Consider the following 24,997-nt stretch of genomic DNA (forward strand, 5'->3'; position numbering starts at 1 on the left):
AATCTTTCATCTTACAATACAAAAAACAAGCAGGGCAAAAACCCTGCTTGTTTGATGATTAAACCCTTATAGGGAAGCTCAAACAAGATTCAAACCATCATAGGGACGCTCGTTTCAATCCCTTGTAGGGTCGCTCACGCAAAATTTTTGAAGTTTTTTTTAATACTCCTGTGGAGCAACTTGTTAGAACGCTTCCTTAATTCAGCAATTTCTCTCAGATATATTATACCACAATCCCTACCGAGACAACAAATTGATCCCGACAAATCCGTGGGAGCGGAGCTCTTTATCAGTCCCAATTCTAAGTGAAAAGCTCGTATTCTTTCAGAAATCGGATTTTCGCGTAGTGTGGATACATCCCTTGTTCACAAAACACTAGAAAGAGTCGTTTATTTCAACGATGGTTTCAGTAACGGTTATCGCTCTTCAAAATCTATACGAGCTTGTTCGAAAGCTTCTTTTATTCTCATATCATACTCGTCTTCAGAAATCTCTCCGTCGGTTGCTGTAAGATTTATCCTGATTCTTCCAAATTTTGACTGAATGAAGCGAAGGATCGGCATGATATCTGATAGCTTACCTTGCGGAACTTCAAATGTAAGTGAAAGCTGTTTTCTTACACCAGCTGGTGGCGTAATAAGTGTTGGGGGTGTATAATCACGTGTTTTTTCAGCAACAGAGCCTACACCAGTTTCACCGTCTTCTGTTTTTTCGCCTGTGTCTATTTTTCTCCTTTGCTCTTCACATATTTCCTGTCTAATAAGCACTTCATTATCAGCGAAAGATACTGACGGTTTCTCTTTGAAGTAACTACAAATTAGTTTGTCACTGCTCAACTCGCCAAGTCCGAATATACCTTTCTCCACACCCTCTATAATTCCATCTACCAATACATCCCTGCTTACGAACCTTATCTGCCCTGGAGTAGTCAGTGTTGATTGATAAATTTGCTTCGTTGAGACGTAATCCCTATCTACAAGATACTTCTCTTTAATAACCAACGGTGCGATTTTTTCAAGGATTTCACCCAAAGCCTTAAGACGCTCATATACCCGATAATCAATCGGCTTCAAATCGCCGTATGTTGGTATACCTAAATCCTCAACCTTTATTTCTTCTCTCTCAGCAGGAATGCCAATCAATCTATACAAAGCCCGTATAACCATATTAAGTTCATCACTTATTTCCTTTAATTTCTCTCTTACCTCTCGTCTTTGTTCTTCGGATAGTTGTAAATCTTTATTACGTTCAACACGTTCGTAGGCTATCTTTTTCAAAAGTGTGTTCGTAAATCTTGATCTCTCAGATTCCATGGGATATAGGAAGAAGATTGTGTTCCTATTTACCCGTGGAGTTGCGCCCTTGTTTCTTAAAATGTTTTGAATGCGTTCTTTGTTGTCCCTCTTTAGTACAACCAACTTAAGTTCCTCAGAGTCAGGAATATTGCTTGGGTCCTCTTCCCATATAAAGACCTTAAGTTTGTCTCCCTTAATGTTTTGTTTAAGAATGTCCAATTCTAATCTTTCAGCTTCTTCGTCCTTTATGTTTTCCATCTCAGTCAAGATTATCCTGTTGATATTTGGTTGGTTTGAAAAGAAAAATCTATCTCCTGTACTTTGCAAATAAAACAGATTCTGTCTCAACTGCTCAACAGCTTCTGAAACCAGAGTTGCAGGAACACCGACTACAGAGGCGCATCTTTTCAACTCTCTAAGGTTTATCCCCTTTTCTTGCCCTCCTGAGAAAGAATATAAAAATATTGTACTTGCTGTCCTTGTTCCCATATTCAAGCCTTGGTATGCATCACCAAGAGATTTATCTACCTTTTTAGCACCAGCACCACTGTCGGTGATATCCTGCGCCAAAACACTATTGAATTCTGTACCTATGTGCTTTAAGAATTCCTGTCTAATCGTCTCATTTGAAAGGTCAAAATCCGCTAAGCTTATATACGGCTTTTCACTGTCCTTTAGTGAATGGATTACTAATGAAAGAATTCTCAGTACGCCTCTTGTACGTTGAAAGTTAGGGAAACTTCCCCATCTGTGGTACAACACATCCAGCACCTCTGGCATGAACGGATACGAATCAAGGAATCTATCCCTATACTCACTGGGTTGCACTCCTTCAGGAAGGATTCCTTCTCTATCTGCATAATTCACGAACCAAGAAACAATTTCCTTTGCCTTTGATTCGTCTACTCCCAGGAAAAGTCTTCTTCGAACAACCTTCGCTATTTCGTTTTCGTTTACAGGTGTATAAATCTTTTCAACTCTTCCAGACACCCTTTGAAGCTGCTGGTAGAGCCTTTCTGCCGATTCATCGTAATGCTCTATAACACTTGAAGGCAATGTGACAACAAGGCACGCTTTTTCCAAGCTTGCTACCGCTTCCGTCAGCTCCTGTATGAATGCGATAGTCTGCGCTGCCAAGGTGCTTTCTCCTATCGTAACTCCGGCAGCCCTTGTTGCGTATTCTAAGATTTCGTCCATAAGTATAACTACTGGCTGATGACTTTCAAGCAGTTCCTTGATTTCCTTCTTGCTCTTGCTCCAGTTTTTATCGGTAAATTCTTCTATCTTCCCAGTTAACTGCTGTTCGAGTGTCCCCCACAATGTTTCATAAGTAGTTAGCGCGGTTCCTACCATCACAATCCTTTTTGCTCCCCATTCTTTCGCTTTGTGGTAAATAGCAATGAGGGCGTGTGTTTTACCACCACCAAATGGTGTTTGAAGTTGAATGACAGGATCTCCACCCAGTCCTTTTAATCTTTTTTCAACAATACTCAGCAAATTCTTCAGCCCTTCAGTAAGGTATGTCTTTTGGAAGAATATATCTGGATCTCTATACTCTTCATGTCCTTTATTCTGGCTCACCTCAGACAAATCTGCAGCAAATACGTCCATGGTAAGTCTACCCTCAATAATATCCTTATGGGGTATAGTAACAGTATGGAACGGGTACATAATTTCGCCTCCCAAAAATTGTTTGTCTTTAGATTCCTTTATTTATGTTGGTTTAGTCAAAAAGTCCATATTTCTTTGTATTTCTTACTTCCTCTCTTAAACGCTCCTTACCTGCAAGGAAACCATCGAGAAGTTTCTTTTCTTTACTCTCATTAGGCAATGTCTCTGATATCGCTTGAGCAACCCGATAAAAAGCCTCACTTTCACCATATCCCGTTTCTTTAAGTACTATTAACATGTCGTCTCTCTTACCTTTCTCCCATAGCAAGAGTACATGATGCAACACATCGATAAGTTCGGTGGAATCTTTCAAGTCCTCTATATTCCTCTCATGGGGGCCGAGGACTCTTATAAATTCTTTCTCCCTCTTTATAAACCCCTTCCTATTCCACTCGGAAGCAAGGTCTATACCACAACTTGTAGCCAGTTTTCTTGCCTCGTCGAATGGAACTTTCGCTTCGCCAAAGTTCCAACGGTAAAGCACATAAAACCTTGTCAGCTCCGAAATTTCCCCTGCAAAACCATTATGCAATATTTGGTGCACCGCAAAATCAGTTGCTATCTTTCGAACATCCTCAAGAAGCCTATCCGCGCGGATGATGTTCCCCTCATAGTCCATCACCTTTTCGTATTTGCCAAAAACCTCTATTGCTGAACCAATCGCAGCTATGAAGAAGTCCGCTCCACCAATTCCCTCTGCCCACAGTCGTTCCAGTTTTCTGGTCAAATGATTTTTCAGTTCCTCTCTCACATTGTTATAAAAACCTACTGGTTCTCTTTCTATTTTTCTTGCAACAATGTAGATGGAGGATGCTAGCGTAGCAGATTCTTGAGCTCGAAGTCTTGTTTGCATCTCCGTATTGATGGGGTAGGCAGCTGTGATAACTAAACCTGAATCGAGGAGAGAATTAATAAGTGTCTCCCATCCTTGTGTTGATTTGTGAGCATAAACGATAACTGCAATACCATTTGGTTTCAAAACACGGTGTATCTCTTGGAAAGCTTTCTTTAGCATTGACTCAAAGAATTTTTTGCCTGCTTCCTTCCCACCTTCTTTGTGAGAATAAGCTACGATCTCCTGAGATTTTGGTGTCAGGGGTGTTGAGAATAACTCAGGGTACAGATCACCGATACTACGCTTTAACCAGACGTAAAAGAAATCGGAAAGATGAGAATATGGCACATTGTCGTAATATGGTGGATCAGTGAATACAGCATCAAAAAAGTTGTCCAAATAAGGAAGTGAAGTAGCACTTGCTTGTGTTACAACCGGAAGAACATCAGTCATAGAATCATTGGCCAACAATCCTGAACTTTTTGGACTTTGCGAGCAGTGGTAAATAACGTTTAAATTATATTCTACCGAATTCAACCAGTCACCGGTAGATCCACTAAATGGATTGGATTCAAAATAGTCCCAAACCATTGGTAAAGCTTGGCGACTGAAAGAACCAGCAATAGTTTCTTTAGTATTTGCCCATCTGCTAATCGTATTATTCTTCTCTGCTATATTATCTATGCTAATTGCGAGATAGCTTGCTACTGCTTTCGCATATTCTCTATCCACGCCAATAGCAAGCATCCTTCTATATACCTCTTTCACCTTTTCTAAAAATACAATGAGTGCAAGTTTTTGCCGAGAGTTAAAGAGGTCTCCCCACTTGAGAAAACCATACCGTTGAATCCTGAATCCTAAAGTCTCTTTAGGAGGCAACGGTTCATCAGGAACAGGATCCATTCCCCATTCTTCCATCAGTTTTCTCCTTTTCTCTTTCATATATTCTTCGGCTTCCATGAAGGCTTTAAGATCCTGTGCGGTTGCTAAGCGGTAGACTTTCCCCTGACTTCCTGGGCTTTCTAAAATCACCGCTATCATTCTTTCGCCAGACTTTCCTTCCTGAAATAGTCTCCTTGTCGTGTCGTCGTCAATTACCGATCCGCAAACAGGACAAGTTACTACTGCTCTGGAAACTGTACCGTTATCGGGATCAAAAACCTTTGGCATCTCTTCATATCCATCGCCGACTATCTTAAATTTCACATCCTTACCCTCGACATATGGAAACAGTGCGACTTTCTTGTTACTCTTTCTCACAAGCCAGTATTGTCTTATCAGAGGTATCTCAGCACCACATGAAGGATTTTGACAAGGGATTGTTCTTGCCCATGTGTATCCAACCGGGATGCTTCCATCCGGGTCATGTGGATAAAATTTTCCAATTTCTTTCCTTGCCTCCTCCAAGACCCACTCTGCCCAATATCGAACGTCTTCAACAAGAACATTATCCACGTTCACTTTTCTTCTTACTTTTGTTCCGAATTCTTCTACTTCCTTCTCAACTTCACCCTTTTTTCCGTACTTTATGGGATACTCAAGGGTACATTTTTGAATAAACACAGCAACGGGGTTCAAATCATTTGAATAAACCTCACAGCCAATGCGAAGAGCCTCAAGAGGAATTGAGCCACCCCCACCAAATGGGTCAATCACCTTTGGGGGGGTTCCACCGTTGGCTTCGAGAATATCTTTTCTCACCTTATATATCAAATCCTTCCTCAACGAATTCTCCCATTTGGACAGTTCGATAATGAAGTGTCTTTTCTTCTCCCATTCTTCAATCTCATTAGGTGCCGGAATTAGCGCAGCATAGCTTGTCGCACGTGAAGCCGCCAGCGGACGTCTTGCCCACCAAATGTGTAGGGTAGAAATATGACCTTGCCGAATGCTTTTTTCCCTTGCGGATTCAGCACTTACCTCCCTCACTGGGAAGGACTCTTCTATGAACCTTCTATCTTTCTTATCCATCGTGCTTTTTTCCTCCTTTAGACTTCTTTCAAATCTTGATGATTCCGTTTATGCAAATGTTGTTGCACTAAGAAAAATACGATTCATGGTTCATTTAAGACACCTTGTTACCCTTTTTAGATATCTCACCACTTTCTACAACATACCTCACTATTTCTATCTTTTCAACCGCAGCAAGCCTTTCTGCAGGATTTTGGATTATGTAAAGTTCCGGTGAGGTTGCAGCATTAAGCACTACGTACAAATAATAATCATCTTTAAACCTTTGCGCTTTAAACCATTCATTTTGCGTGAGTGCTACGTCTCCTACTCCTGCTCTCGCTTTCACTTCTATGTACCTTACTTTCCCATCTTTATCTTTCGAACGTATATCGAAACCAAGATTTTGCGATGATACATCCTCTGGGATTCTGCCATTTCTGATTTCGTACTCCATCGCTACTCTTATACCTATGGCTTCAATCTCCGCATCGCTTTTCATGGAATTGTCGATTCCTTCCATCGGCTTTACTCTGACAATCCCTACAAACTTTGGCATACTTATACTCAAAGCCTTCTCCTGCTGTATCAATTTTTTCAGTTTGTCTAGAGCCTTCTCATATTCAGACTTTCTTTCTCTTTTGTTGCTTATCACAATGTCTACATCTTCGCCTTTATCCTTGCGCTCATATAACGAGATTAACTCGTCGTCAAGCTTAACAATTAGGTACTCAAGCGATTTGACTCCGTATTTTTCCTTTATCTGTGCCTGACGCCCTCGTTCTTTGAGAAGTTCTTGCTTGTAGCCTTCAAGTTCTGAAAGGACAACTTCCAGTGTTCTTCTTTTGAGTTCTTCAATATCAACAGGCTCTTCTTGTTGTGGTTCACCTTCGCGTAAATCCCAAATGATGGCAGGTGAAATCGGCACAACTTGTTTGTCATCGACGTAGAACGAAAAGAGCCTTTTTCCAGCAGTACTACCCGTCCCGTCCTCTATTTCTCCTTCGTAGAATAAAATGTATCCATTGAGCTTTCCATCCGGGTCGTAGAATGTCGCACCTCTGGTCAGAGAGTTCATAAAGTTTCTTTCTACCCAAGTAAGAAGAGCCTCGAAAAGAGGGTGCCCAAAAGAGACAAATTCTGCGTCTGGATTTTTGAAAGCAAGGTTTTTATCAAACGTGATCTTCGGATATCTTCTCATCACTAAACCGTGTTTCTTTTTAAATTCATCTTCCTCAGCAATTTTTCTTATTTCAAAAGGTACAGATTCAATGGCTAGGAATCCGTCCTTTCTATCTTTTATCTTTCCCTCTGCTCTTTCGAACGCCCTTTTGAAATAATTCTCGGGGTATTCCGGAACCAGCTTCCTCTCTTCCGCCTGCTGAGCCATTTCTTTTATGCGCGTGTAATCTATGTATTGCGTGGCAAGAGTTTCACCAAGGTTTTCCTTGATCCTCGCTATATAATCTTCGTCCACTGTTATCTCTATTTCCTTCAAAATATCATCAAGATTCCTCGCATTTGCCGCAGCTTCAACTAAAAGCTGCGCTAAATTCTTGTCGTACAATACCTCGCTGAGCACATCAAAAACCTTGTCTGTTCCAAGAGCTTGCTTTATTTCTTCGAGCTTTTGGAACAACCTGCTCAAAACCTTCCCCTCTCGCGTATCTTCGGCAACTAAGTTGAAGACAAAGACTTCTCGTTGCTGGCCATAACGATGGATTCTTCCCATTCTTTGTTCAAGGCGGTTCGGATTCCATGGGATGTCGTAGTTAATCATTAAATTGCAAAACTGAAGGTTTATACCCTCTCCTGCTGCTTCCGTTGCAACCATTATTTCGGTCTCGTTTTTGAAAATGGATTCCGCCCTTATCCTGTCTTCAAGTTTCATGCCACCGTGAATTGTATTTACTTTATAGCCCCAATTCCTAATCTTGCTTTCAAGGTACTCGAGCGTATCCTTAGATTCTGTGAAAATCAAGATTTTCCTTTGCTTAGGATCGCTGTATTTACTACTCAACTCCTCCAGGGATTTCTTTAGTTCTTTGAGTTTGATTTCCTGTTCGCTTTGAATAATCTCACTTGCAAGCTGAATAAGTTCCTCCAGTGTCTTGACCTCCTCTCTAAGTTCCTCTCTATTTTCTGCAAGACTTAAGGTTTCCCATTTTTCTTCTTCCTTCCATCTATCTTCTTCAGCCATGTCTTCTATATTTTCGAAATCTATATATTCGTTATTGCCTCTGCGAGTATAGTCAGCATTTAACAGTTCTTCCAGCCTTTTCTTTCTTCTCTCCAACGATTTCAAAAGTGCATACGTACTTGAGGCAAATCTCCTTTGAAGAATCACTAAAGCAAAGGCAACGTTTCTTTTTTTCTCCTTTGCGAGAGCCTTATTGTACTGTGTGTTCACATATTCTGATAACTTATTATAGAGGTTCTTCTCTTTCGGAGAACTTATACCAAGGTTGAAGGAAATTGTTTTTACATGTCTCGGAAGGAACAAAGGCTTACCTTCAAAATCTTTCAAATCTTCCTTTTTGCGCCTTATGAAAAGGGGATTATCCTTATTCTCAATGGACTGCTTGATCATCTCATTAGAGGCGAAAAATCCAGGTTCAAGCAGGTCGAGAAATAATCTGAAATTCTCGGGGTCCCCTTTATGAGGCGTAGCGGTTAGGAAGAGCAGGTGGTCAGTTATCCTTGAAAGCACTTCTCCTAATCTGTACCTGTCGGTCTTTTCAGTTTTGTCTCCATAGCGATAGGCACTCATTTTATGTGCTTCGTCAACGATTATCAAATCAAATCTTGAAGAACTCAAGGATGGGAGAATGTCTTCCCTCTTTGCAAAGTCTATGGATGTAATTATCTGGTTCTCGCGATCCCATACATTTACGCCATACATAGAATCCATAATGTTCCTATCTACTATCACAAAGTCTTCTTCAAATTTTTCCTTTAACTCTCTTCTCCATTGATCTTTCAAATGACCAGGTGCTACAATAAGAATCCTTTTGATTAGTTGACGTAGTTTCAGTTCTTTTATAATCAAGCCAGCCATTATGGTCTTTCCAGCTCCAGGGTCGTCAGCAATTAGGAATCTTATTCTTGGGAGTTTTAAAACATATCCGTACACTGCTTCTATCTGATGCGGCAGTGGGTCTATCTTTGAGATGCTCACCGCAAGGAGGGGATCGTACATAGACGCAAAACGGTAGCGAATAGTCTCTATTGCAAGAAACACTTTCCAAGCTTCTTCCGAAAAATCTACTCTTCTGTTGATGACAACTGTTTTCTCAAATTCCTCTTTTGTAATTAGTTGATCAATATGCTTTCGAGAAAACTTACCAGCACCAACAATTCGTACGTAGTTGCCAATTTCTTCAACTGAATTGACAATCACTGTCTCGTTCCAGTTAGGTATTTCTATTTCGTCACCCGATTTGATAATTGTCCAGATGTCAGACATTAGAGAATCCCCCCGTGATATTTGAAAAAACCGATACCTCGCGAGTAATTTTAGTAGCGATAGAGCCGATATTTAAGTAAATCTTCGACGAAAACAAGAAACCTGTAGGCAGTTGAAAAAATTGCTTTCCACAATCATATGTCTAACTTTTTTGTTACGACACACTGTACTACTTTATATTATAGCATACTAAATCTAATGTTTTTACAGTCGGGCAATTTATCAGATGACTACTTCTCGTTTTTGAAGCACAAAAAAGCCCACTCTTCTTGGATGGGCTTTTGATGAGTTCTTGCCAAACATAATTTGGGGAAGCTCTCGCTCACTTAAGATATTTGTCAAACCACCCTACAATTTCCTTCAACCTTCTCAATCTGTGCAATGGTTTTCCTGACCTGCTCAATTCGTGGTTTTCACCTTTGAATATCACCAGCTTTGCTTCAACACCGTGGTATTTGAGCGATGTGAACATCTGGATTGCTTCAACGAGCCAGCAGCGGTAGTCTTCGTCCGAATGTATGAAAAGCGTCGGTGTTTTGACTTTGTCTGCGTATTTCATCGGTGAGTGCCACCAGAGTTTTTCAAAATCACTCCAAGGTGTTGCCAACTGCTGGTCTTCGACAAAGAAGTATCCAATATCCGTCGTTCCGAATTTGCTTATCCAGTTTGAAATGCTTCTTTGGGAAACTGCCGCCTTGAATCTATCCGTATGGCCGATAATCCAGTTGGTCATAAAGCCGCCGTATGAACCGCCGGTGACACCTATTCTGTTCTCATCGATGAAATCATACCTTGCGATTGCCTCATCTACAAATTGCATTAGGTCTTCGTAATCCACTGTTCCGTACTTGCCTCGGATGTCTGCAAACTGGTTGCCTCTTCCGTCACTACCACGCGGATTGCAGAACATGACAACGTATCCTTCACTTGCAAGTAGCTGCATTTCGTGCATGAAGACTTCTCCATAGGCTGTCTTTGGTCCACCGTGGATTTCTAAGATTGCGGGATACTTTTTGTCTGGTTCAAAGTTGAAAGGTTTCATGACCCAGCCTTCGATGGGTGTACCATCTTTTGTGTTGAACGTGAACCGCTCAGGTCTTGATGTGTACCTTTCTTTTTGCACCCATTCGTTGAACTGGCTGATTTGTTTTTCTTGTTTTCCAACAAGCTCGTAGATTTCTTGAAGTTTCATATTTCTCAAGCCAACGAAGAACACCTGGCCATTTACAACATCAAAACCATCGACCGAACCAGTTTCGAATGTGAGCTGCTCAATCTTCCCAGAGAGGTCTATTCTGAAAAGCTGAGCATCGTGCCATTGCGTGCTCACAAAATACAGGTACTTACCATCAATTTTAATAGCTCTGTTCCGACCAAATCTGCAGTCGCTGTTCACACTGTTGCCGATGCTCGCATCAAAATCGGGCGCTATCGGTTCTACCCGATTGCTTGAGATATCGAGTATGTAGAATTGCGGATTTTCGTTTATTCCATATCTTCGCATGTCACTTCCAGCGAAGATTACCTTCCCATCCACAAACTCAGCAAGTTCGTACATGAAGTGGTCGTGGTGAGTCAATTTAATCGATTCATCTTTTTGCGCATCGTAAAGGTACAAATCATTGGGCATTTTCATGACGTCTTTGAAGGTGTTGGAAACATACAGGACAGTATTTCCATCGGGGCTGTCAGAGATGTACTCTACGTTGGAATATTCGTCGGTGATGGGGCTGATTTGTTGGGTTTGAATATTGTATTTGAAAAGTCTCAATCGTTTCTTGTTCGTAAACCCAGAACCGTTTGCCCAGAAAGGTATTTCATCAACGACTTCGTAGTCTTTTTCTTCTTTCAAAGATTTGAGAAGCTTTTCTTTCTCTTCGCCGTTTAATTTCCAAAACTCACCAGCTTTTAGAATGAGATATTATGTCAATATACGGTCCAAAAATTGGAATTATGGGCAATGCAAGCCTCTCAGGTAAAATAGCAAATACAATAAATGGAATGGTATTAGTGTACACTGCAACAGAAAACATTTTATCCCAAGTTACATACTCTATTCCTATACCAAGGTATGGAATCAAAAAGTAGACGTTTCCAGATTAGAGGAAAAATTCCACCCAGGCCCAGGAGGGTAATCAAAAAGTCTTGATAAAAATCTTGAAACAAGAAACCAATTACTTGATAAAGAAGCGTCTTATCTTCTTCAGCTTTTGGCAGCAAGAAAGACAGTGGGAGTATTCCTATCTTAACCGGGTACTATTTGTTTTGTTTATTTTCTTCATTGAGTGAAAGTTTCGCAGCTACGATAGAGCGCTGAACTGCTTACATCACTTTTGAAGAACTAACGAGTGTTAAATAAGCCTTATCGTTGATAAGTCTTAGACGATATTGGAGAAATCCAAAAGATACTTCTTTTCATTCACCCAGGTCGAGGTTCAAATAACTATCTTTCTATCAAATAAAAAACGACAAAGTACTCACAAACATTTTTGTTGAACACCTTGGTTAGATGTGGTCTTTTAGGTTTTACTCAATTATCAACCTATCTAAATGATTGAAGGTCGCCACTTTGCGCCAGTCTTTCATCTGAATGTGGACTTTGTCTGAAAGCCCTTTCCAAGTACCGCCCCATTCCATACCTAATCTTAACGCAACTTCGCCACATCTTTGCCAAAGTTCATTATTGTTCCACTGAGGTCTGCCATTAACAACCGGAACAAAATCTGCTGCCAAACCGTAGTTATGTGCTGAAACACGGAGTCTTGTGACAATATATCTATTTTCTTTTTCTCGTAACAAAGGAAGACCTACTTCTTTACGCTTTTCATTTACTATCTCTAGTGGTTGTCTCCCTTGAGCATACAAAGCCTGCTGCCTTTTTTTCGAACGCCAAGTTTCATATATCCACACACTGATTCCTTCCTTTGAACACTCTCTAACAAAATCTTCAACATATTTTCTAAATTGATAATTTAAACTACTTAATCCTATCTCCAACTTAACCTCCCAAACAGCTGGTTCCAAGAGTGTTGGAATTAGAAGAAGAATGATGACCACGATTACTATTTCTGAGCTTGCATATCTCAAATCCTCATCCCGTCCTTTATACAAAGCCTTTCAGAAGTATTTTATACCCCACAGCACCTCCTTTCAACAGATGAAATTAAACACAAATGAGTACAAATAATTTAATTAGGAAGAATATAGCATAATAATTGCCATGCTCTCTAAGGCATAACTTTTCTGGCTCTTGCTGTAGTACATATCCTCCAAAGTGCTCCATTTTATCAATTTCTCGATTTTCAGTTGACACAATAAACTTGAATCTTTCACCATCTATTGTGATGTAGTGGTATGACGACGAACCTGTGTCTGTTAAAATCGTACTCATGATATGCTACCCTGATTCGGTCAGCGAATCTGAAACTTCCACGTTTGCGAGCTATTTTACTGATAGTATTGAATAATATTCTTTTGAACTCTTGGTAGTCTGGTGCGGTAATACCGAATGAAGACTATTAATGCAACGTGACATCGAACTCCCCGCGGCAATTATCAAGCTCATCTAAATATCTCAGTCAAATATAAAGTATCTTCTCATATGCTTCGTCAAATTCTTCGTCTGTGCTGACAAACAAAGCAAGAATTTCATAGTTGTATTTATCAGTCACTGTATCAAGCAAAAGCTTGGGTTCACGGAAAGCATTTACTACTTCATCAATCACAAATTCTACTATTGGGATAATATCTTTAAACTTCTTCAAATACCTTATAGCCTTATTCGTACACTTCACACCGTAACTTTCAGCCAGTGCAATCAGCCCGCTGAGTGCTACGATATCTCTGTACGGCCAGAACGCCATACTCCCACATTCCCCGATAATGTGTAGGTTTTCAGATATATGACCTGCGCGTTTCCATCTCTTTCAGAGAGAAGTGCCTTTCCTACCTACATAGAGTACTTGCAACGGTTCGAGGCAAACGGAGAAAATTTCCATCTCTTTCAGAGAGAAGTGCCTTTCCTACTTTAATAGAACAAAAACACAGCGTCACCGTGCAAGCATTTCCATCCCTCATAGTCACTTCTAAAACCGAATTATTATTGAAGGCTATAACCAGGTCCTTATCCAGGTTTCCATCCCTCATAGTCACTTCTAAAACAGTTTTTAAAAGTTTTTATTGTCGATAACTCGGTGTTTCCATCCCTCATAGTCACTTCTAAAACATGTATATTTAGATGAAGAACAAACGATGCTAACGAAAGGTTTCCATCCCTCATAGTCACTTCTAAAACAGGAGGTGATGCGTGATTACAACATCCCAGACACAAACTTGTTTCCATCCCTCATAGTCACTTCTAAAACGAGTGGTATGGTGCGGAAGATTGTAACGGGAATTAAGGTTGGGTTTCCATCCCTCATAGTCACTTCTAAAACTTTCATACTGGGAAAATGAAGTCTCATACGGGGAAATCTGTTTCCATCCCTCATAGTCACTTCTAAAACTGTTTATGTTTTTGCGCAGAACGACGAAGAGATTACTTTCTTTCCATCCCTCATAGTCACTTCTAAAACGAAGACAATGTTGTTCACTACGTCAATGAGTTGATTGAAGCTTTCCATCCCTCATAGTCACTTCTAAAACGTTATTAGTAAAAGTAATATTAGGCTTCTTGTCTACCGCTTTCCATCCCTCATAGTCACTTCTAAAACGGAAGAGCCAACGGACGCAATGCGGCTGGGTAAGTTGATGGCTTTCCATCCCTCATAGTCACTTCTAAAACTTAGATTATTTGTTCGACGAGTACAAACTCCTCGATTACGTCTTTCCATCCCTCATAGTCACTTCTAAAACTGCATGGAATTGGATTGAAGGTTCCTCTGAACAAGCTACAACTTTCCATCCCTCATAGTCACTTCTAAAACTTTCTCCTGAAAAAGTTACAAAATTACTAGAATTTCTTAACTTTCCATCCCTCATAGTCACTTCTAAAACCTCCTTTTTTAAAATTTTTTGTTTTTCCCAGGCAAGGCTATCACTTTCCATCCCTCATAGTCACTTCTAAAACTTGTTGTTGTTCGTTTCCATAGAATCTTTGGTGCCTCGAACTTTCCATCCCTCATAGTCACTTCTAAAACCGACGAAAGTTTCATAGTAGTAAAACACGGTGACGATTGCTTTCCATCCCTCATAGTCACTTCTAAAACGCAGACTTTGAATTTGATTTTGAAAGCATTCGTAAATATGCTTTCCATCCCTCATAGTCACTTCTAAAACCTCAAAAGCAACTGAAACAGCAGAACTATTCATCAACTTTCCATCCCTCATAGTCACTTCTAAAACCAACGTATACACATGGTTCGAAGTAACATACGATTTGGAAGCTTTCCATCCCTCATAGTCACTTCTAAAACCTATTTTAAGGGGTCCAGCCGGGAGCGGGAAAACGTTCCTGGCTTTCCATCCCTCATAGTCACTTCTAAAACAATAAATACGGCATAATACATAACCCTCACCCCAGGGTACCTTTCCATCCCTCATAGTCACTTCTAAAACAAGTGTTCTATGAATTTCTCAACTTGTATGACAGTCTCACTTTCCATCCCTCATAGTCACTTCTAAAACTGGTAGAAAAAAAGATAATTTTAAGTTTAGGTTCTCTTGGGCTTTCCATCCCTCATAGTCACTTCTAAAACTTTCCAGGGCACTGTTCAGGTACTCGATGAGGACGGCAACCTTTCCATCCCTCATAGTCACTTCTAAAACGGTTGTGTTTAAGTGTGCGGGAAAAGATGACTTTTTGGTATACTTTCCATCCCTCATAGTCACTTCTAAAACTGTAGTAAGTGTATTTGAATACCTCAAAAACAAATACGCTTTCCATCCCTCATAGTCACTTCTAAAACAGGTTTCAGAGTGACGGTTTAGGTTTAGTGGTTGTTTTCTTTCCATCCCTCATAGTCACTTCTAAAACATATACCACAAGGGTATTTGTTAGAGTGATATAAAACTTTCCATCCCTCATAGTCACTTCTAAAACTTATTGCAGTGCCTGGGAATAAGATAATGCTTAAAACTTTCCATCCCTCATAGTCACTTCTAAAACAAAAAATTAATTGACTTGTGCACAGGTCAATCTGTCACATTTTTGCTTTCCATCCCTCATAGTCACTTCTAAAACATTTCGAATACGACGAGCAAGCTGTGGAGTACATGCTACAGCTTTCCATCCCTCATAGTCACTTCTAAAACCAAGTTAGTACGTTACGGACAAATGTTACCGATTGAAACTATAGCTTTCCATCCCTCATAGTCACTTCTAAAACATATAAGACGTCGCTCATGTTGTGGTATGAAAAACACTTTCCATCCCTCATAGTCACTTCTAAAACGTAGAGCTTAGGCAGTTGTTTAAGCCTAAGCGTTTGTTAACTTTCCATCCCTCATAGTCACTTCTAAAACGGATTTTGCTTTTTTTATTTTCCTTCTCTTGCTTTTACTTTCCATCCCTCATAGTCACTTCTAAAACGAGACAAAAATTTACATTAAAAGAGCTCGAAGACTTTCCATCCCTCATAGTCACTTCTAAAACAAATATAAGAACGGGAGGTGGTCGAATGGATTTAAGACTTTCCATCCCTCATAGTCACTTCTAAAACGCTCACTCCTTCAAACAGCTTTGTACGCATATATGCTAGACTTTCCATCCCTCATAGTCACTTCTAAAACGGGGTAGTAGTAGGAGGTAGTAGAGGTAGTGGCAATACTAAACTTTCCATCCCTCATAGTCACTTCTAAAACGCAAATTTACAAATTTTAGGTACAGAGGTCTATATTACACTTTCCATCCCTCATAGTCACTTCTAAAACCAAAGTTCTATTGGTAAATCTTCTATGACTTACGTTATTTCTACTTTCCATCCCTCATAGTCACTTCTAAAACTATATTTGGGGGTGATAATTTTATTACAAATTGCAGGATATCTTTCCATCCCTCATAGTCACTTCTAAAACCAAAGTTCTATTGGTAAATCTTCTATGACTTACGTTATTTCTACTTTCCATCCCTCATAGTCACTTCTAAAACTATATTTGGGGGTGATAATTTTATTACAAATTGCAGGATATCTTTCCATCCCTCATAGTCACTTCTAAAACCAACGACAAAAGTTTTATAAGCGTGTGTTAGAGTATTTAGACTTTCCATCCCTCATAGTCACTTCTAAAACACTTTAATTGAAAAAGTCAAGGAGTTCGGAGGGATTATTGTCCCTTTCCATCCCTCATAGTCACTTCTAAAACGTTCATCCACAATATGATTTTATTGTTGGCAAACTCGACTTTCCATCCCTCATAGTCACTTCTAAAACAAAATGCATGTAAGCGAGATACCCGTAAGAGCAAGAAGGCTTTCCATCCCTCATAGTCACTTCTAAAACACAAAATACTTATCAGAAAGGGGTTGAAAGGTATGGTAAGGCCTTTCCATCCCTCATAGTCACTTCTAAAACAAAAGAGATGCGACCGCACATGCGGAATTGACAATAACACTTGCCTTTCCATCCCTCATAGTCACTTCTAAAACATTTTTGAGGGTGCAGGATGGGCAGATGCAGACACACTTTCCATCCCTCATAGTCACTTCTAAAACCGAGATACCCAAAACAGCGAGAAGGTTTTTCGTGATAGACGGCTTTCCATCCCTCATAGTCACTTCTAAAACTTTGTAGTTGCGCAGAAGATGAATAAAGGTATGGAAAAACTTTCCATCCCTCATAGTCACTTCTAAAACAAGTTTTTATTTTTTTTACACACGTAATACACGTAATACATTTCCTTTCCATCCCTCATAGTCACTTCTAAAACGAAAATAGTCGAAGATTATTACCTCGAACCATATAGCCATCCTTTCCATCCCTCATAGTCACTTCTAAAACTTATTCAACAATCGTGTTGCTTACAATCCTAAACTTTCCATCCCTCATAGTCACTTCTAAAACAGAAAAAAAGACTTGACAAGAAAAAATACACGTGATAAAACTTTCCATCCCTCATAGTCACTTCTAAAACCGTATTGATTTTGGGTCTCAGTTCTGAAGAAGTTGACAAAATCATCTTTCCATCCCTCATAGTCACTTCTAAAACTATGCAAAAAGCGTTAATAAATCTGAATGTTAACAGTCCAACTTTCCATCCCTCATAGTCACTTCTAAAACTTTATAACGTGTATTTTTTTATTCGTATATACGTATTACCTTTCCATCCCTCATAGTCACTTCTAAAACGGTATGGATAACAAAAACAAAGAGTGGCAGGATATCCTTGACTTTCCATCCCTCATAGTCACTTCTAAAACTCTCAGAGTTTGAGTATGTAGGTTGTTTGTCTTTTCACTTTCCATCCCTCATAGTCACTTCTAAAACTGTGCTTATGGCGAGTGAAGTTAGCGCTCTTTCAAGACTTATCCTTTCCATCCCTCATAGTCACTTCTAAAACCCGTAGGGTATGCATAGATATTATACCACTATTTTTGTTAAAAATGAAAGTTACATTCGTAACAAACAGAAAGTATTTATTTATCAGCTTGTTGGTTCAACAATGCTTCCAGGAAAGGGGGCAAAAGTCGGCAATTTTTTGTGAGTTAATATATTCGTTACATTCAGTATTTTAAAAACATCGCAAATTATATTTACTTTGATTCGTGTTAATAAAATATGAAGTCACGGTGAAAATATGTGTTGTATTTATCTTTGTTTTTGTATAAATAAATATTTATATTAGGTTTCCATTTCGTGTATTTGATTAGATGTGTTGAATTTCATCTTTTATTTATAATAGTTTTTACATACAGTCGTATAGCTATTGGTGTATAAAATATTTCAAATGAGACTCACAATTAAACATTACAAATGTATTACGAATGATGCTAAAATAAAAAAGCCAGTTTGCTCTACTGGCGTTTTCCTGTTTGAGTTATTTGCTTTTATTTAAACGAAACGCATTAATTCCATTTAGGCGATTTCAAGGATCTTGCCAACAACGTAAGGATTCTTCCTCTGTTCGTCATAAGGTCTTTCGTCAAATGCAATGACCGACTTGATAGACTTTCCATATCGGATTCTATCTCTTATTCTTTCTATAATATATGTCATAAAGGTTGTTCCACCAGTAATGTTGACGATTATCTCCCTTGCATTCTCAAGATAGTTTTCTGCTTTGGAGAGTATATCCCTTATTTCAGTAACACCGGAAAATGGATCCTTTATAATTATTGTTCTAACTTCGCCCCTAAACTCCGATTTTTCTACAATTTCATCGACTAACTTATTCCCTTCCTCTGAGGTAAGGATAACCAGTAGGTCTGCGTTGTAATTTTTCAGTACAGTGTACAAAGCTCCTTGAGTTGTACCAAGAGGAGTTAAGATAGCCTTCAGGTTTTTTTCTGGTGTGAACTCATTGAAGAATACATCTAAGTTGCCATTCTCAATCTTTTCAATCAAATCGTTAAGTGCAGCTCTGATCTTGTCGGGACTTACGGGCAGGTTGTTAAAACCGAAATGAGCAAAGTGATTTCTTGCATCAAACAATACATTCGACTTCACCGGTAATGATTCTCTTTCACTAATATTCAAGAACTCGTCGTGTTTGCCCATTTTGTACAGAAGAACGTTCTTTATGTATTCACGAGCCAATCTTAGCGCCATACCGTAATCACCGGTTTGCACATAGAATTTCACCAACTCCGCTTCTGACTTCAGTTCTTCTTCATTGAGAATCAGCGATTCATTTTCGATGTGGAAGGCTTTGTAACGTTCAACAAGTTTTTCAAAGAGTGGGGCGAAATGAGGAACAAATTCACTTACATCTCTTTTTAGCTTTTCGTCGCTAATGTCCTTGAAGAACTTACTTAAAGAATTACGGATAAGTTGGATAGACCCAAGCCTTATAGATTCCGATACTTTTGTTAGGTCATCTGACAATATCCCCAGCTTTGTTGGTCTGTCTGCGTTCTTTTTGTGGTTGTTTTTATAGTATTTTTCGTTCTGCTTTTTAATCAACTCTGACAACTGGGTTGCAAAACCGTAGTTTGTAAATAGTTTCGTTCCATATATCCAATCTATAGTCTCCGACATTTCTGTAATATCAGTGCATCTTGTTGTTTTTATGTCACGATCGTACTTGCCGTATATTATTTTCACTTGAATTTGCTTTAGTTCTTTCAAATAAAGAGAAATAATTAGAGCCATCATTGGCAACATTCTAAAAGAGTGAGTTACGTCTAAGATAACCTCGTCACCATCCTGTACGCGAGGTATTATCTTCTTAACAAAATCAGCGACTTTTTCATCTTCGGAAATGTCAACTATTTTGACGCTAATACCGCGTGATTCGCAAAATTCTTTAACTTGCTCTTTTTGGAAGGTTTCATAAGCTCCTCGAGTTAGAAAGAATATCACTTCAAGGTCTTTGCCCTGCGATTTAAAAAACTCAACCAAAGCAAGCGGAAAAATCTTTTGCTTTGTCCTAAAGTCATCTATGAATACTTCACTCTCCTGGTAAGAGCCCGTGCCAAGGAAGGTTAGAAGTTTCGTCATTTAAAATCCTCCCTCTGCAGTTTTCTGAGCCCGTATTCGTACAAGACTGAGATCTGGAAAGAGTAGGTAATTAACACAGCAAAGCAAGTATGAATAAAGACGGCTTATCACATCGCTGTAATGGGCAACAGTGTGGGTAAGATATTATTTTTTTAATATGCCTATGCTACTTCAAAATGTGGAAGAATATATTCAAGGTCACATCACCAGCTTTTAGGTTTGAACAGCGACAAGAAAAAGAATACTATTAAGCGTCTTCAATTTGTAACCTGAGTTTTTGCTTGAATGTTTCAGCCGGTACTTCAAAACCTATCTTAAATTTGATTTCTTGTGGAATTCTTCCTGAAAATATTAATTTATCTTGAATATATATATTGGCTTGCTTTCCGATTAATACATCGGAAAAGTATACAATAACAGCATCGTCCAAAACTTCGATTAGCAAGCCTTCTTCCCTTGTCTTTGATGTTGAGGCAGCAGCTTTTTGCGGGAACAACTCTCTTAGCTCATCTCCTCCGAATTTTTCGGATAGATCGATTATTACCTCCTCTGCTTGGTCTTCTTCAACTTTTGACAAATATTCTAAAAATTTTTCATAGAAGATCTCTATTCTCAATGCTTCGAAGTCATAAAATTCTTTCCAAACACCTTGATATCCTCTGCTGGCTTTATTTTCATAGCTTTCTTTGACTTTTGCTAATTCATCTTTAGGTAAGTTCATGACAACCTCACAATACTTTATCATCTCAGGTGTAAGATACAATGCTATTGGCGTTACCTTTAAAGCAGAGACTAAGTGATCCACTCGTAGCTCATGCCCGTCTCCTGCTAAAATTAGTTCCGGAGTCAAGTATACAGCTTTGTAAACTTCTCCAATGTCTTCAACAACGACTCCGTACACGAGGTCTTCGCCGTAGATGCAAAAGACGTCGCCAATCTTTAATTTTTCAGTCCCCTGGTCTATCAATACTTCCACTTTCCTTGAGTGTGCTTTATAATCCTTCAGTATTCTCTTCAAATATTCCATATCATTCCCTCCAGTATTTGCAGTCCCATCTTTAGTTGCTTGAATGACTGTTACTCACTATTACTTATAACGCATTTTGTCGCAGATTTTTGACTTGTACATTTTTAGTACCATCATAATCACGCAGTCTGAAACATCGACTACTTCAGTGAAAAATTTTTTAATTCTCTCTCTTATCCTTTGATGTGCTTTGTACTTTGCATCCGCACTGGGATATTCTCTAAAATCAGTGTCCTTCTCATATTTGGTATATATAAAATCACATAAATCGGCTTCCTTATTTACAAACTCATTTTTAAAAGTTTCATAGATGGCTTCTGCTATTAGCTCGTCGTAAGGACTATAACAATCGCTTGGTTCAACAGAAATTATCTCACCGAATTCCAAATTGTTGTGGTCATCTGACTGTGAAGATGTTATTTCTCTGTTTAAAGACTCAGCATCTTGTTTTGTACGTCTCACATCTTCTATTCTGCTCATCACGATTTTACTAAAATAACTAACAATTGCTTCAACACTTGCTTTCATCAGTTTCTCTTTTTTGTTGAGAAAGGAGATCGCCGATTCTTGAAAAATATCGTCAACAAGCTCTTCGAGGGTGCCTCTACCAAGTAGGGAGTATCTCCCCTTGGTTCTCACTATAATCATACCTGAGATAAACTGATTAATGGTCTTTCTGCAGTCTTCTGACAAATCACCGCTGATCAGTAATTTTTTCAAACATTCTCCCAATTTAGAATCACTTTTTGTCAAAGCAGTCATTTTCCTCACTCCAATTTCCTAGGTCAATTGTACAGGAAGCTACAAATTCTATTTTCTTTTGCCCTCTCCACTTTTCAATAATTGTCGATGGGATGTCGAAGATGTACTTATCACCGAATCGCATAAAATAGCTGTCCTTTGCTATAAAAAATCCAGATACCAGAGGACAACATTCGAATATCTTGAATCTTAACTTTGAATAACCCTTTGTAGAGAGAAAGGCTACCAAGTACCGGTATCCGTCAATCTGTACCACACCTGGTCTTGTTGTCCTCTCACCTTCTTTTGACTTGTAAAGGTCTGGTTTATTTAAAAAGCTTGCGGCAGTTCTCTTAATATCGTGGAAAATGACTAGCTGCGATTTGAAATTGTATTTTTCGAGTTTTTTCATGGGCTTTGGCACCCAGTAAACACTGTGGTATTTTATGTTCTGTGTGCCTTTCCTCCCTTCACTGAATGTCTAGATTATTTCGATCAAAGGTTGTTTTTCATTGATATTATAACAAATAAAAGTTGAAAACATGCAGCATTTTATGAATATGAATAATGTTCAAGTATTATTATAGCACCTTTAGTTTGTGTCAGTTATACAAGATTCTCACGTTTTTTAGTGATAGGAGCGCTTACGCATAATGTGTAGGAAGGAGCAGATAGCATGTACGTAATTATGGTATACGATGTGAATGTCAAAAGAGTACGGAAAGTGTTGAAAATCGGAAGGAAATATTTGAACTGGACGCTTCGTTCAGTTCTTGAAGGTTTCTTAACTAAAGAGGACTATGAGGCTTTGAAGAATGAAATTAGAAGTATAATCGATTCTGAGAATGACACAGTTTACTTTTACATTATAGAAACATCCAGTAGGCCCTACAGAATTCTTCTGGGTAATGCACCTGCCGAATTCAATTTCATCGAGTAAGCGTATCCTGCAATTTATTCTATAAAATTCGAAAAGATATTACCTTTATCCTTTCCAAGCACTTCTAATTTGATTTTGCAATCTCTTGGCAAGGAGTATATTACTACTCCATCTTCATCCTCTTTCTTCACATACTTTCCAATTCTTCTTATCATCTCTTTGAGTGAACCATTGGTTAGAAAGCCCTCGAAAGTCGAGTTCTGTTTCCAAACCAAAAATCGAAGTAACAACTTGTGCACTTTTGAAACTCTTTTTTCGTTTATATCATAGACGACAAGATATCGTTTGCTCATGGCAGTTTTACCTCCCAGCTTTGTGGATGTTTCTTACCAATAAATAGACAACGTCCCACAGAGACTTTTCTGACTAAATTGCAACCAGTCAGGTTGTCAGAAATTCTAAGAAATTATGTTTTAAAACTTAGGAAGATGAATCTGGCACAAAGAGGTGGGATAGATGATCGGAAGGTTCGTTGATTACATTATAGAAGTCGATGAGAAGAACATCAGTATATACTTCTCTGATGATTTGGTAAACAAGCCTGTAAGGATACTCTTTCTTGAAGAAGAAGTGTACAAAGGACGACTGCCTCATGCACTGTTCTTAAAACTTGATAAAATTACCAATCCGGAGCTTGTTAACTCGTATCTCAGAATAAAAATTATTCTTCCATCAGAGATGGCGTGCAGTTCTTAAGAAGCTAATACTCACAAAATCCCCTACCTTTCATTCACCCTTGCTAACTTAGAGGCACGCGACTTTAGTCGTGTGAGAAGATAGACCTACCATTTTTGCTTTATTATACCGCCAACCATCTGCGCCAACTTGCAGTATTTGTAGCTTATTCTTTGGCATATCCTTTTGCCGTTAGTATCCTTAATGTCACAAAAGCTCCGCTGGCTCTAACCGCTGTTGTACCTATCCAAACGCCAGTATACTTGCTTGCGACACAACAGCTTTAACAATCCGGAAATGATCTTTAGCCTGCTACCAATGTAGCACCTTCTTCCCCTTGTCCTTCGGGTCCGGTGCTCAGACTGGTCAACCAGAACTTTCTCAAGACCGCCACTTAAGTGGTGAGTGGTTGACTTGGTAGGGGATTTGTAATTATACAATTTCTCTATCAACAAGTTCTATGCATCCAAATCCTGCGGAGTTTTTGGAACCCAAACCCGCGTCATATGCTAATTTAACGATTTCCCAGTCACCAGTGATATCAAGCACTGTAATCCATGCATCAAGTTTTAATTCCTTGTAGGAGACAATAACTTTCTTCGGATTAGGTGCTATGTTTTTTACCCGTATGTCTCCTTCGAAAGGAACACCGTACGCGGCGTAATATTTCCTTTTAAGGTTGTCCTCCAGAAGTTTTTCAAAATCTTCATCGTTTGGTGAATGATAGAGCGTGTACCTTTTTCCATCTTTCCCAATTGTTGAATAAACAGTTATTGGTGATTTGGTATTCACTCTGATATGATTGGTCCTCGGAAGGTCAAATACTTGAATTTTTGTTGGCACAACCTTATTTCTTCCGATATTCAGTGTTTCAAATCTCCCGATCCTTTCAATAACGAAATCCACAAGTTTGTCATCTGCGGTAGAAAGTATCAAAACAACATTATCCTTAAATTTGATGACTTTCTTGTTAGAGTCTATTTCGAATCTTCCCAGAAGCCTTGAGAAACTGAAAAGTTTGTACTGTCTTTTACCATAGCTGTAGCCTCTATCATGTAAGAACTTTCTGTACTCGTCATCGTTGATAAGATTGTATATAAGACCTTGAAGTATGTGATTGTAATCTGTTGGAAGTTCTATTGTTTTGCAACTAAGAGTGATGTAGACTCTCAAAATCTATTCCCCCCTAATTTATCAGCTAATATTAACACGTTCTTTAAATCTTCTTCCTCATATACGAAATAATTGGTACTACCTATCCTAAGACCTACTGTATTAACAAGCTGAATCATCTCTTTTGAACCAAAGAGTTTCAGTCTGTACACGTTCTTCCTAAACGAAGTTATGACTGGAATCAGAGAAAGTTCTTCGCTTTTGTCTTTAAAAAGCTGTTCGGCTAGGCTGAAATAGTATTTTTCGAAATTGGCTTGTAGCTCGTCTATATTGCTTTCACCAAGTTGTTCATCTACCAATATGAAACCTTGATCGAAAGGTTCAACAACTTCAATGGTTGTGTAATAAGGGAAAACACCACCAAGAGGAACTCTCAGAAGTTTCCTCAAGGTGGTTCCGGAAAGGGTATCCCAAACTCGCAATTTAAATATTGCAGTACCTGACATATAATATCCGTTCTCGCTCAAATAAATCCTACGCCCAAGAATTCCAGAAAACGAGTAGAAGTATCCTACACCGTCACCAAAAATTTGCTCAAATAAGCCCCGTGTTAGCTCGTTCGTAACTAAAACAGGCGCCTGTAATTTCCACTTTAGAGTAATTTCCTGCAAGTTCAAAACCCCTTTGTC

The 24,997-nt window shown here is 39.0% G+C and carries 15 protein-coding genes and 1 CRISPR repeat array; of the genes, 2 read left to right on the top strand and 13 right to left on the bottom strand.

Going from position 1 to position 24,997, the window contains the following annotated elements:
* Window positions 1–416 precede the first annotated feature (416 nt).
* The 10 genes from CBS1_RS05080 to CBS1_RS05125 all read right to left on the bottom strand — a co-directional run bounded on the left by CBS1_RS05080 (window position 417) and on the right by CBS1_RS05125 (window position 21,992).
* Window positions 417–2,966 carry an ATP-binding protein gene (locus tag CBS1_RS05080; protein ID WP_090222150.1) on the bottom strand — a complete coding sequence of 850 codons (2,550 nt, stop codon included), beginning with the start codon at window positions 2,964–2,966 and terminating at the stop codon, window positions 417–419.
* 52 nt (window positions 2,967–3,018) lie between these two features.
* Window positions 3,019–5,772, bottom strand: a complete 2,754-nt coding sequence (locus CBS1_RS05085) for a DUF1156 domain-containing protein (protein ID WP_090222151.1) — start codon at window positions 5,770–5,772, stop codon at window positions 3,019–3,021.
* Between the two features lie 94 nt (window positions 5,773–5,866).
* Window positions 5,867–9,217 carry a helicase-related protein gene (locus tag CBS1_RS05090; RefSeq protein WP_090222153.1) on the bottom strand — a complete coding sequence of 1,117 codons (3,351 nt, stop codon included), beginning with the start codon at window positions 9,215–9,217 and terminating at the stop codon, window positions 5,867–5,869.
* Between the two features lie 322 nt (window positions 9,218–9,539).
* On the bottom strand, window positions 9,540–11,069 hold the full coding sequence (locus CBS1_RS05095) for a S9 family peptidase (protein ID WP_241685575.1): 1,530 nt from the start codon (window positions 11,067–11,069) through the stop codon (window positions 9,540–9,542).
* Between the two features lie 674 nt (window positions 11,070–11,743).
* On the bottom strand, window positions 11,744–12,304 hold the full coding sequence (locus tag CBS1_RS05100) for a M15 family metallopeptidase (protein WP_033192704.1): 561 nt from the start codon (window positions 12,302–12,304) through the stop codon (window positions 11,744–11,746).
* 491 nt (window positions 12,305–12,795) lie between these two features.
* Window positions 12,796–13,080 (bottom strand): hypothetical protein, encoded by a 285-nt coding sequence (locus tag CBS1_RS05105; protein WP_090223091.1) that lies wholly within the window; start codon window positions 13,078–13,080, stop codon window positions 12,796–12,798.
* 199 nt (window positions 13,081–13,279) lie between these two features.
* Window positions 13,280–17,713: direct repeats of the CRISPR family, unit length 30 nt; unit sequence CTTTCCATCCCTCATAGTCACTTCTAAAAC.
* Window positions 17,714–18,228: 515 nt separating this feature from the next.
* A complete protein-coding gene (locus CBS1_RS05110) occupies window positions 18,229–19,812 on the bottom strand; it encodes a CRISPR-associated DxTHG motif protein (protein ID WP_090223089.1) in 1,584 nt (527 codons plus the stop codon).
* 247 nt (window positions 19,813–20,059) lie between these two features.
* On the bottom strand, window positions 20,060–20,839 hold the full coding sequence (locus CBS1_RS05115; RefSeq protein WP_090223088.1) for a hypothetical protein: 780 nt from the start codon (window positions 20,837–20,839) through the stop codon (window positions 20,060–20,062).
* A gap of 60 nt (window positions 20,840–20,899) precedes the next feature.
* Entirely contained in the window at window positions 20,900–21,601 is a 702-nt protein-coding gene (locus CBS1_RS05120; RefSeq protein ID WP_090223086.1) for a hypothetical protein, read from the bottom strand.
* Entirely contained in the window at window positions 21,579–21,992 is a 414-nt protein-coding gene (locus CBS1_RS05125; RefSeq protein ID WP_090223085.1) for a hypothetical protein, read from the bottom strand. The genes CBS1_RS05120 and CBS1_RS05125 overlap by 23 nt, the downstream gene beginning before the upstream one ends.
* Window positions 21,993–22,256: 264 nt before the next feature.
* Here CBS1_RS05125 and cas2 (CBS1_RS05130) point away from each other — a divergent pair, with 264 nt between their 5' ends.
* The gene (gene cas2, locus CBS1_RS05130; protein ID WP_090223083.1) at window positions 22,257–22,520 is read left to right on the top strand and encodes a CRISPR-associated endonuclease Cas2; all 264 of its coding nucleotides are present in this window, start codon (window positions 22,257–22,259) and stop codon (window positions 22,518–22,520) included.
* A gap of 14 nt (window positions 22,521–22,534) precedes the next feature.
* Here the strand turns inward: cas2 (CBS1_RS05130) and cas2 (CBS1_RS05135) are convergent, their stop codons facing one another.
* A complete protein-coding gene (gene cas2, locus CBS1_RS05135; protein WP_090223081.1) occupies window positions 22,535–22,813 on the bottom strand; it encodes a CRISPR-associated endonuclease Cas2 in 279 nt (92 codons plus the stop codon).
* Window positions 22,814–22,976: 163 nt separating this feature from the next.
* Between cas2 (CBS1_RS05135) and CBS1_RS05140 the strand changes: the two genes are divergently transcribed.
* Window positions 22,977–23,216: a hypothetical protein gene (locus CBS1_RS05140; RefSeq protein ID WP_090223079.1), complete on the top strand. Its 240-nt coding sequence runs from the start codon at window positions 22,977–22,979 to the stop codon at window positions 23,214–23,216.
* A 411-nt stretch (window positions 23,217–23,627) separates the two neighbouring features.
* Here CBS1_RS05140 and cas6 read toward each other — a convergent pair whose 3' ends face one another.
* Window positions 23,628–24,368, bottom strand: coding sequence for a CRISPR-associated endoribonuclease Cas6 (gene cas6, locus CBS1_RS05145; protein WP_090223078.1), 741 nt, complete (start codon window positions 24,366–24,368; stop codon window positions 23,628–23,630).
* A complete protein-coding gene (locus tag CBS1_RS05150; protein ID WP_090223077.1) occupies window positions 24,365–24,979 on the bottom strand; it encodes a hypothetical protein in 615 nt (204 codons plus the stop codon). Before CBS1_RS05150 ends, cas6 begins: the two co-directional genes overlap by 4 nt.
* Between the last annotated feature and the right edge of the window lie 18 nt (window positions 24,980–24,997).

The organism is Fervidobacterium changbaicum (genome assembly GCF_004117075.1).
GTDB lineage: Bacteria > Thermotogota > Thermotogae > Thermotogales > Fervidobacteriaceae > Fervidobacterium > Fervidobacterium islandicum.

What these genes read in the sequence shown, in the direction of transcription:
- CBS1_RS05080 (WP_090222150.1), bottom strand. Translation starts at nt 2,966, where the DNA reads ATGTACCCGTTCCATACTGTTACTATACCCCATAAGGATATTATTGAG.
- CBS1_RS05085 (WP_090222151.1), bottom strand. Translation starts at nt 5,772, where the DNA reads ATGGATAAGAAAGATAGAAGGTTCATAGAAGAGTCCTTCCCAGTGAGG.
- CBS1_RS05090 (WP_090222153.1), bottom strand. Translation starts at nt 9,217, where the DNA reads ATGTCTGACATCTGGACAATTATCAAATCGGGTGACGAAATAGAAATA.
- CBS1_RS05105 (WP_090223091.1), bottom strand. Translation starts at nt 13,080, where the DNA reads ATGGCGTTCTGGCCGTACAGAGATATCGTAGCACTCAGCGGGCTGATT.
- CBS1_RS05110 (WP_090223089.1), bottom strand. Translation starts at nt 19,812, where the DNA reads ATGACGAAACTTCTAACCTTCCTTGGCACGGGCTCTTACCAGGAGAGT.
- CBS1_RS05115 (WP_090223088.1), bottom strand. Translation starts at nt 20,839, where the DNA reads ATGGAATATTTGAAGAGAATACTGAAGGATTATAAAGCACACTCAAGG.
- CBS1_RS05120 (WP_090223086.1), bottom strand. Translation starts at nt 21,601, where the DNA reads ATGACTGCTTTGACAAAAAGTGATTCTAAATTGGGAGAATGTTTGAAA.
- CBS1_RS05125 (WP_090223085.1), bottom strand. Translation starts at nt 21,992, where the DNA reads ATGAAAAAACTCGAAAAATACAATTTCAAATCGCAGCTAGTCATTTTC.
- cas2 (WP_090223083.1), top strand. Translation starts at nt 22,257, where the DNA reads ATGTACGTAATTATGGTATACGATGTGAATGTCAAAAGAGTACGGAAA.
- cas2 (WP_090223081.1), bottom strand. Translation starts at nt 22,813, where the DNA reads ATGAGCAAACGATATCTTGTCGTCTATGATATAAACGAAAAAAGAGTT.
- CBS1_RS05140 (WP_090223079.1), top strand. Translation starts at nt 22,977, where the DNA reads ATGATCGGAAGGTTCGTTGATTACATTATAGAAGTCGATGAGAAGAAC.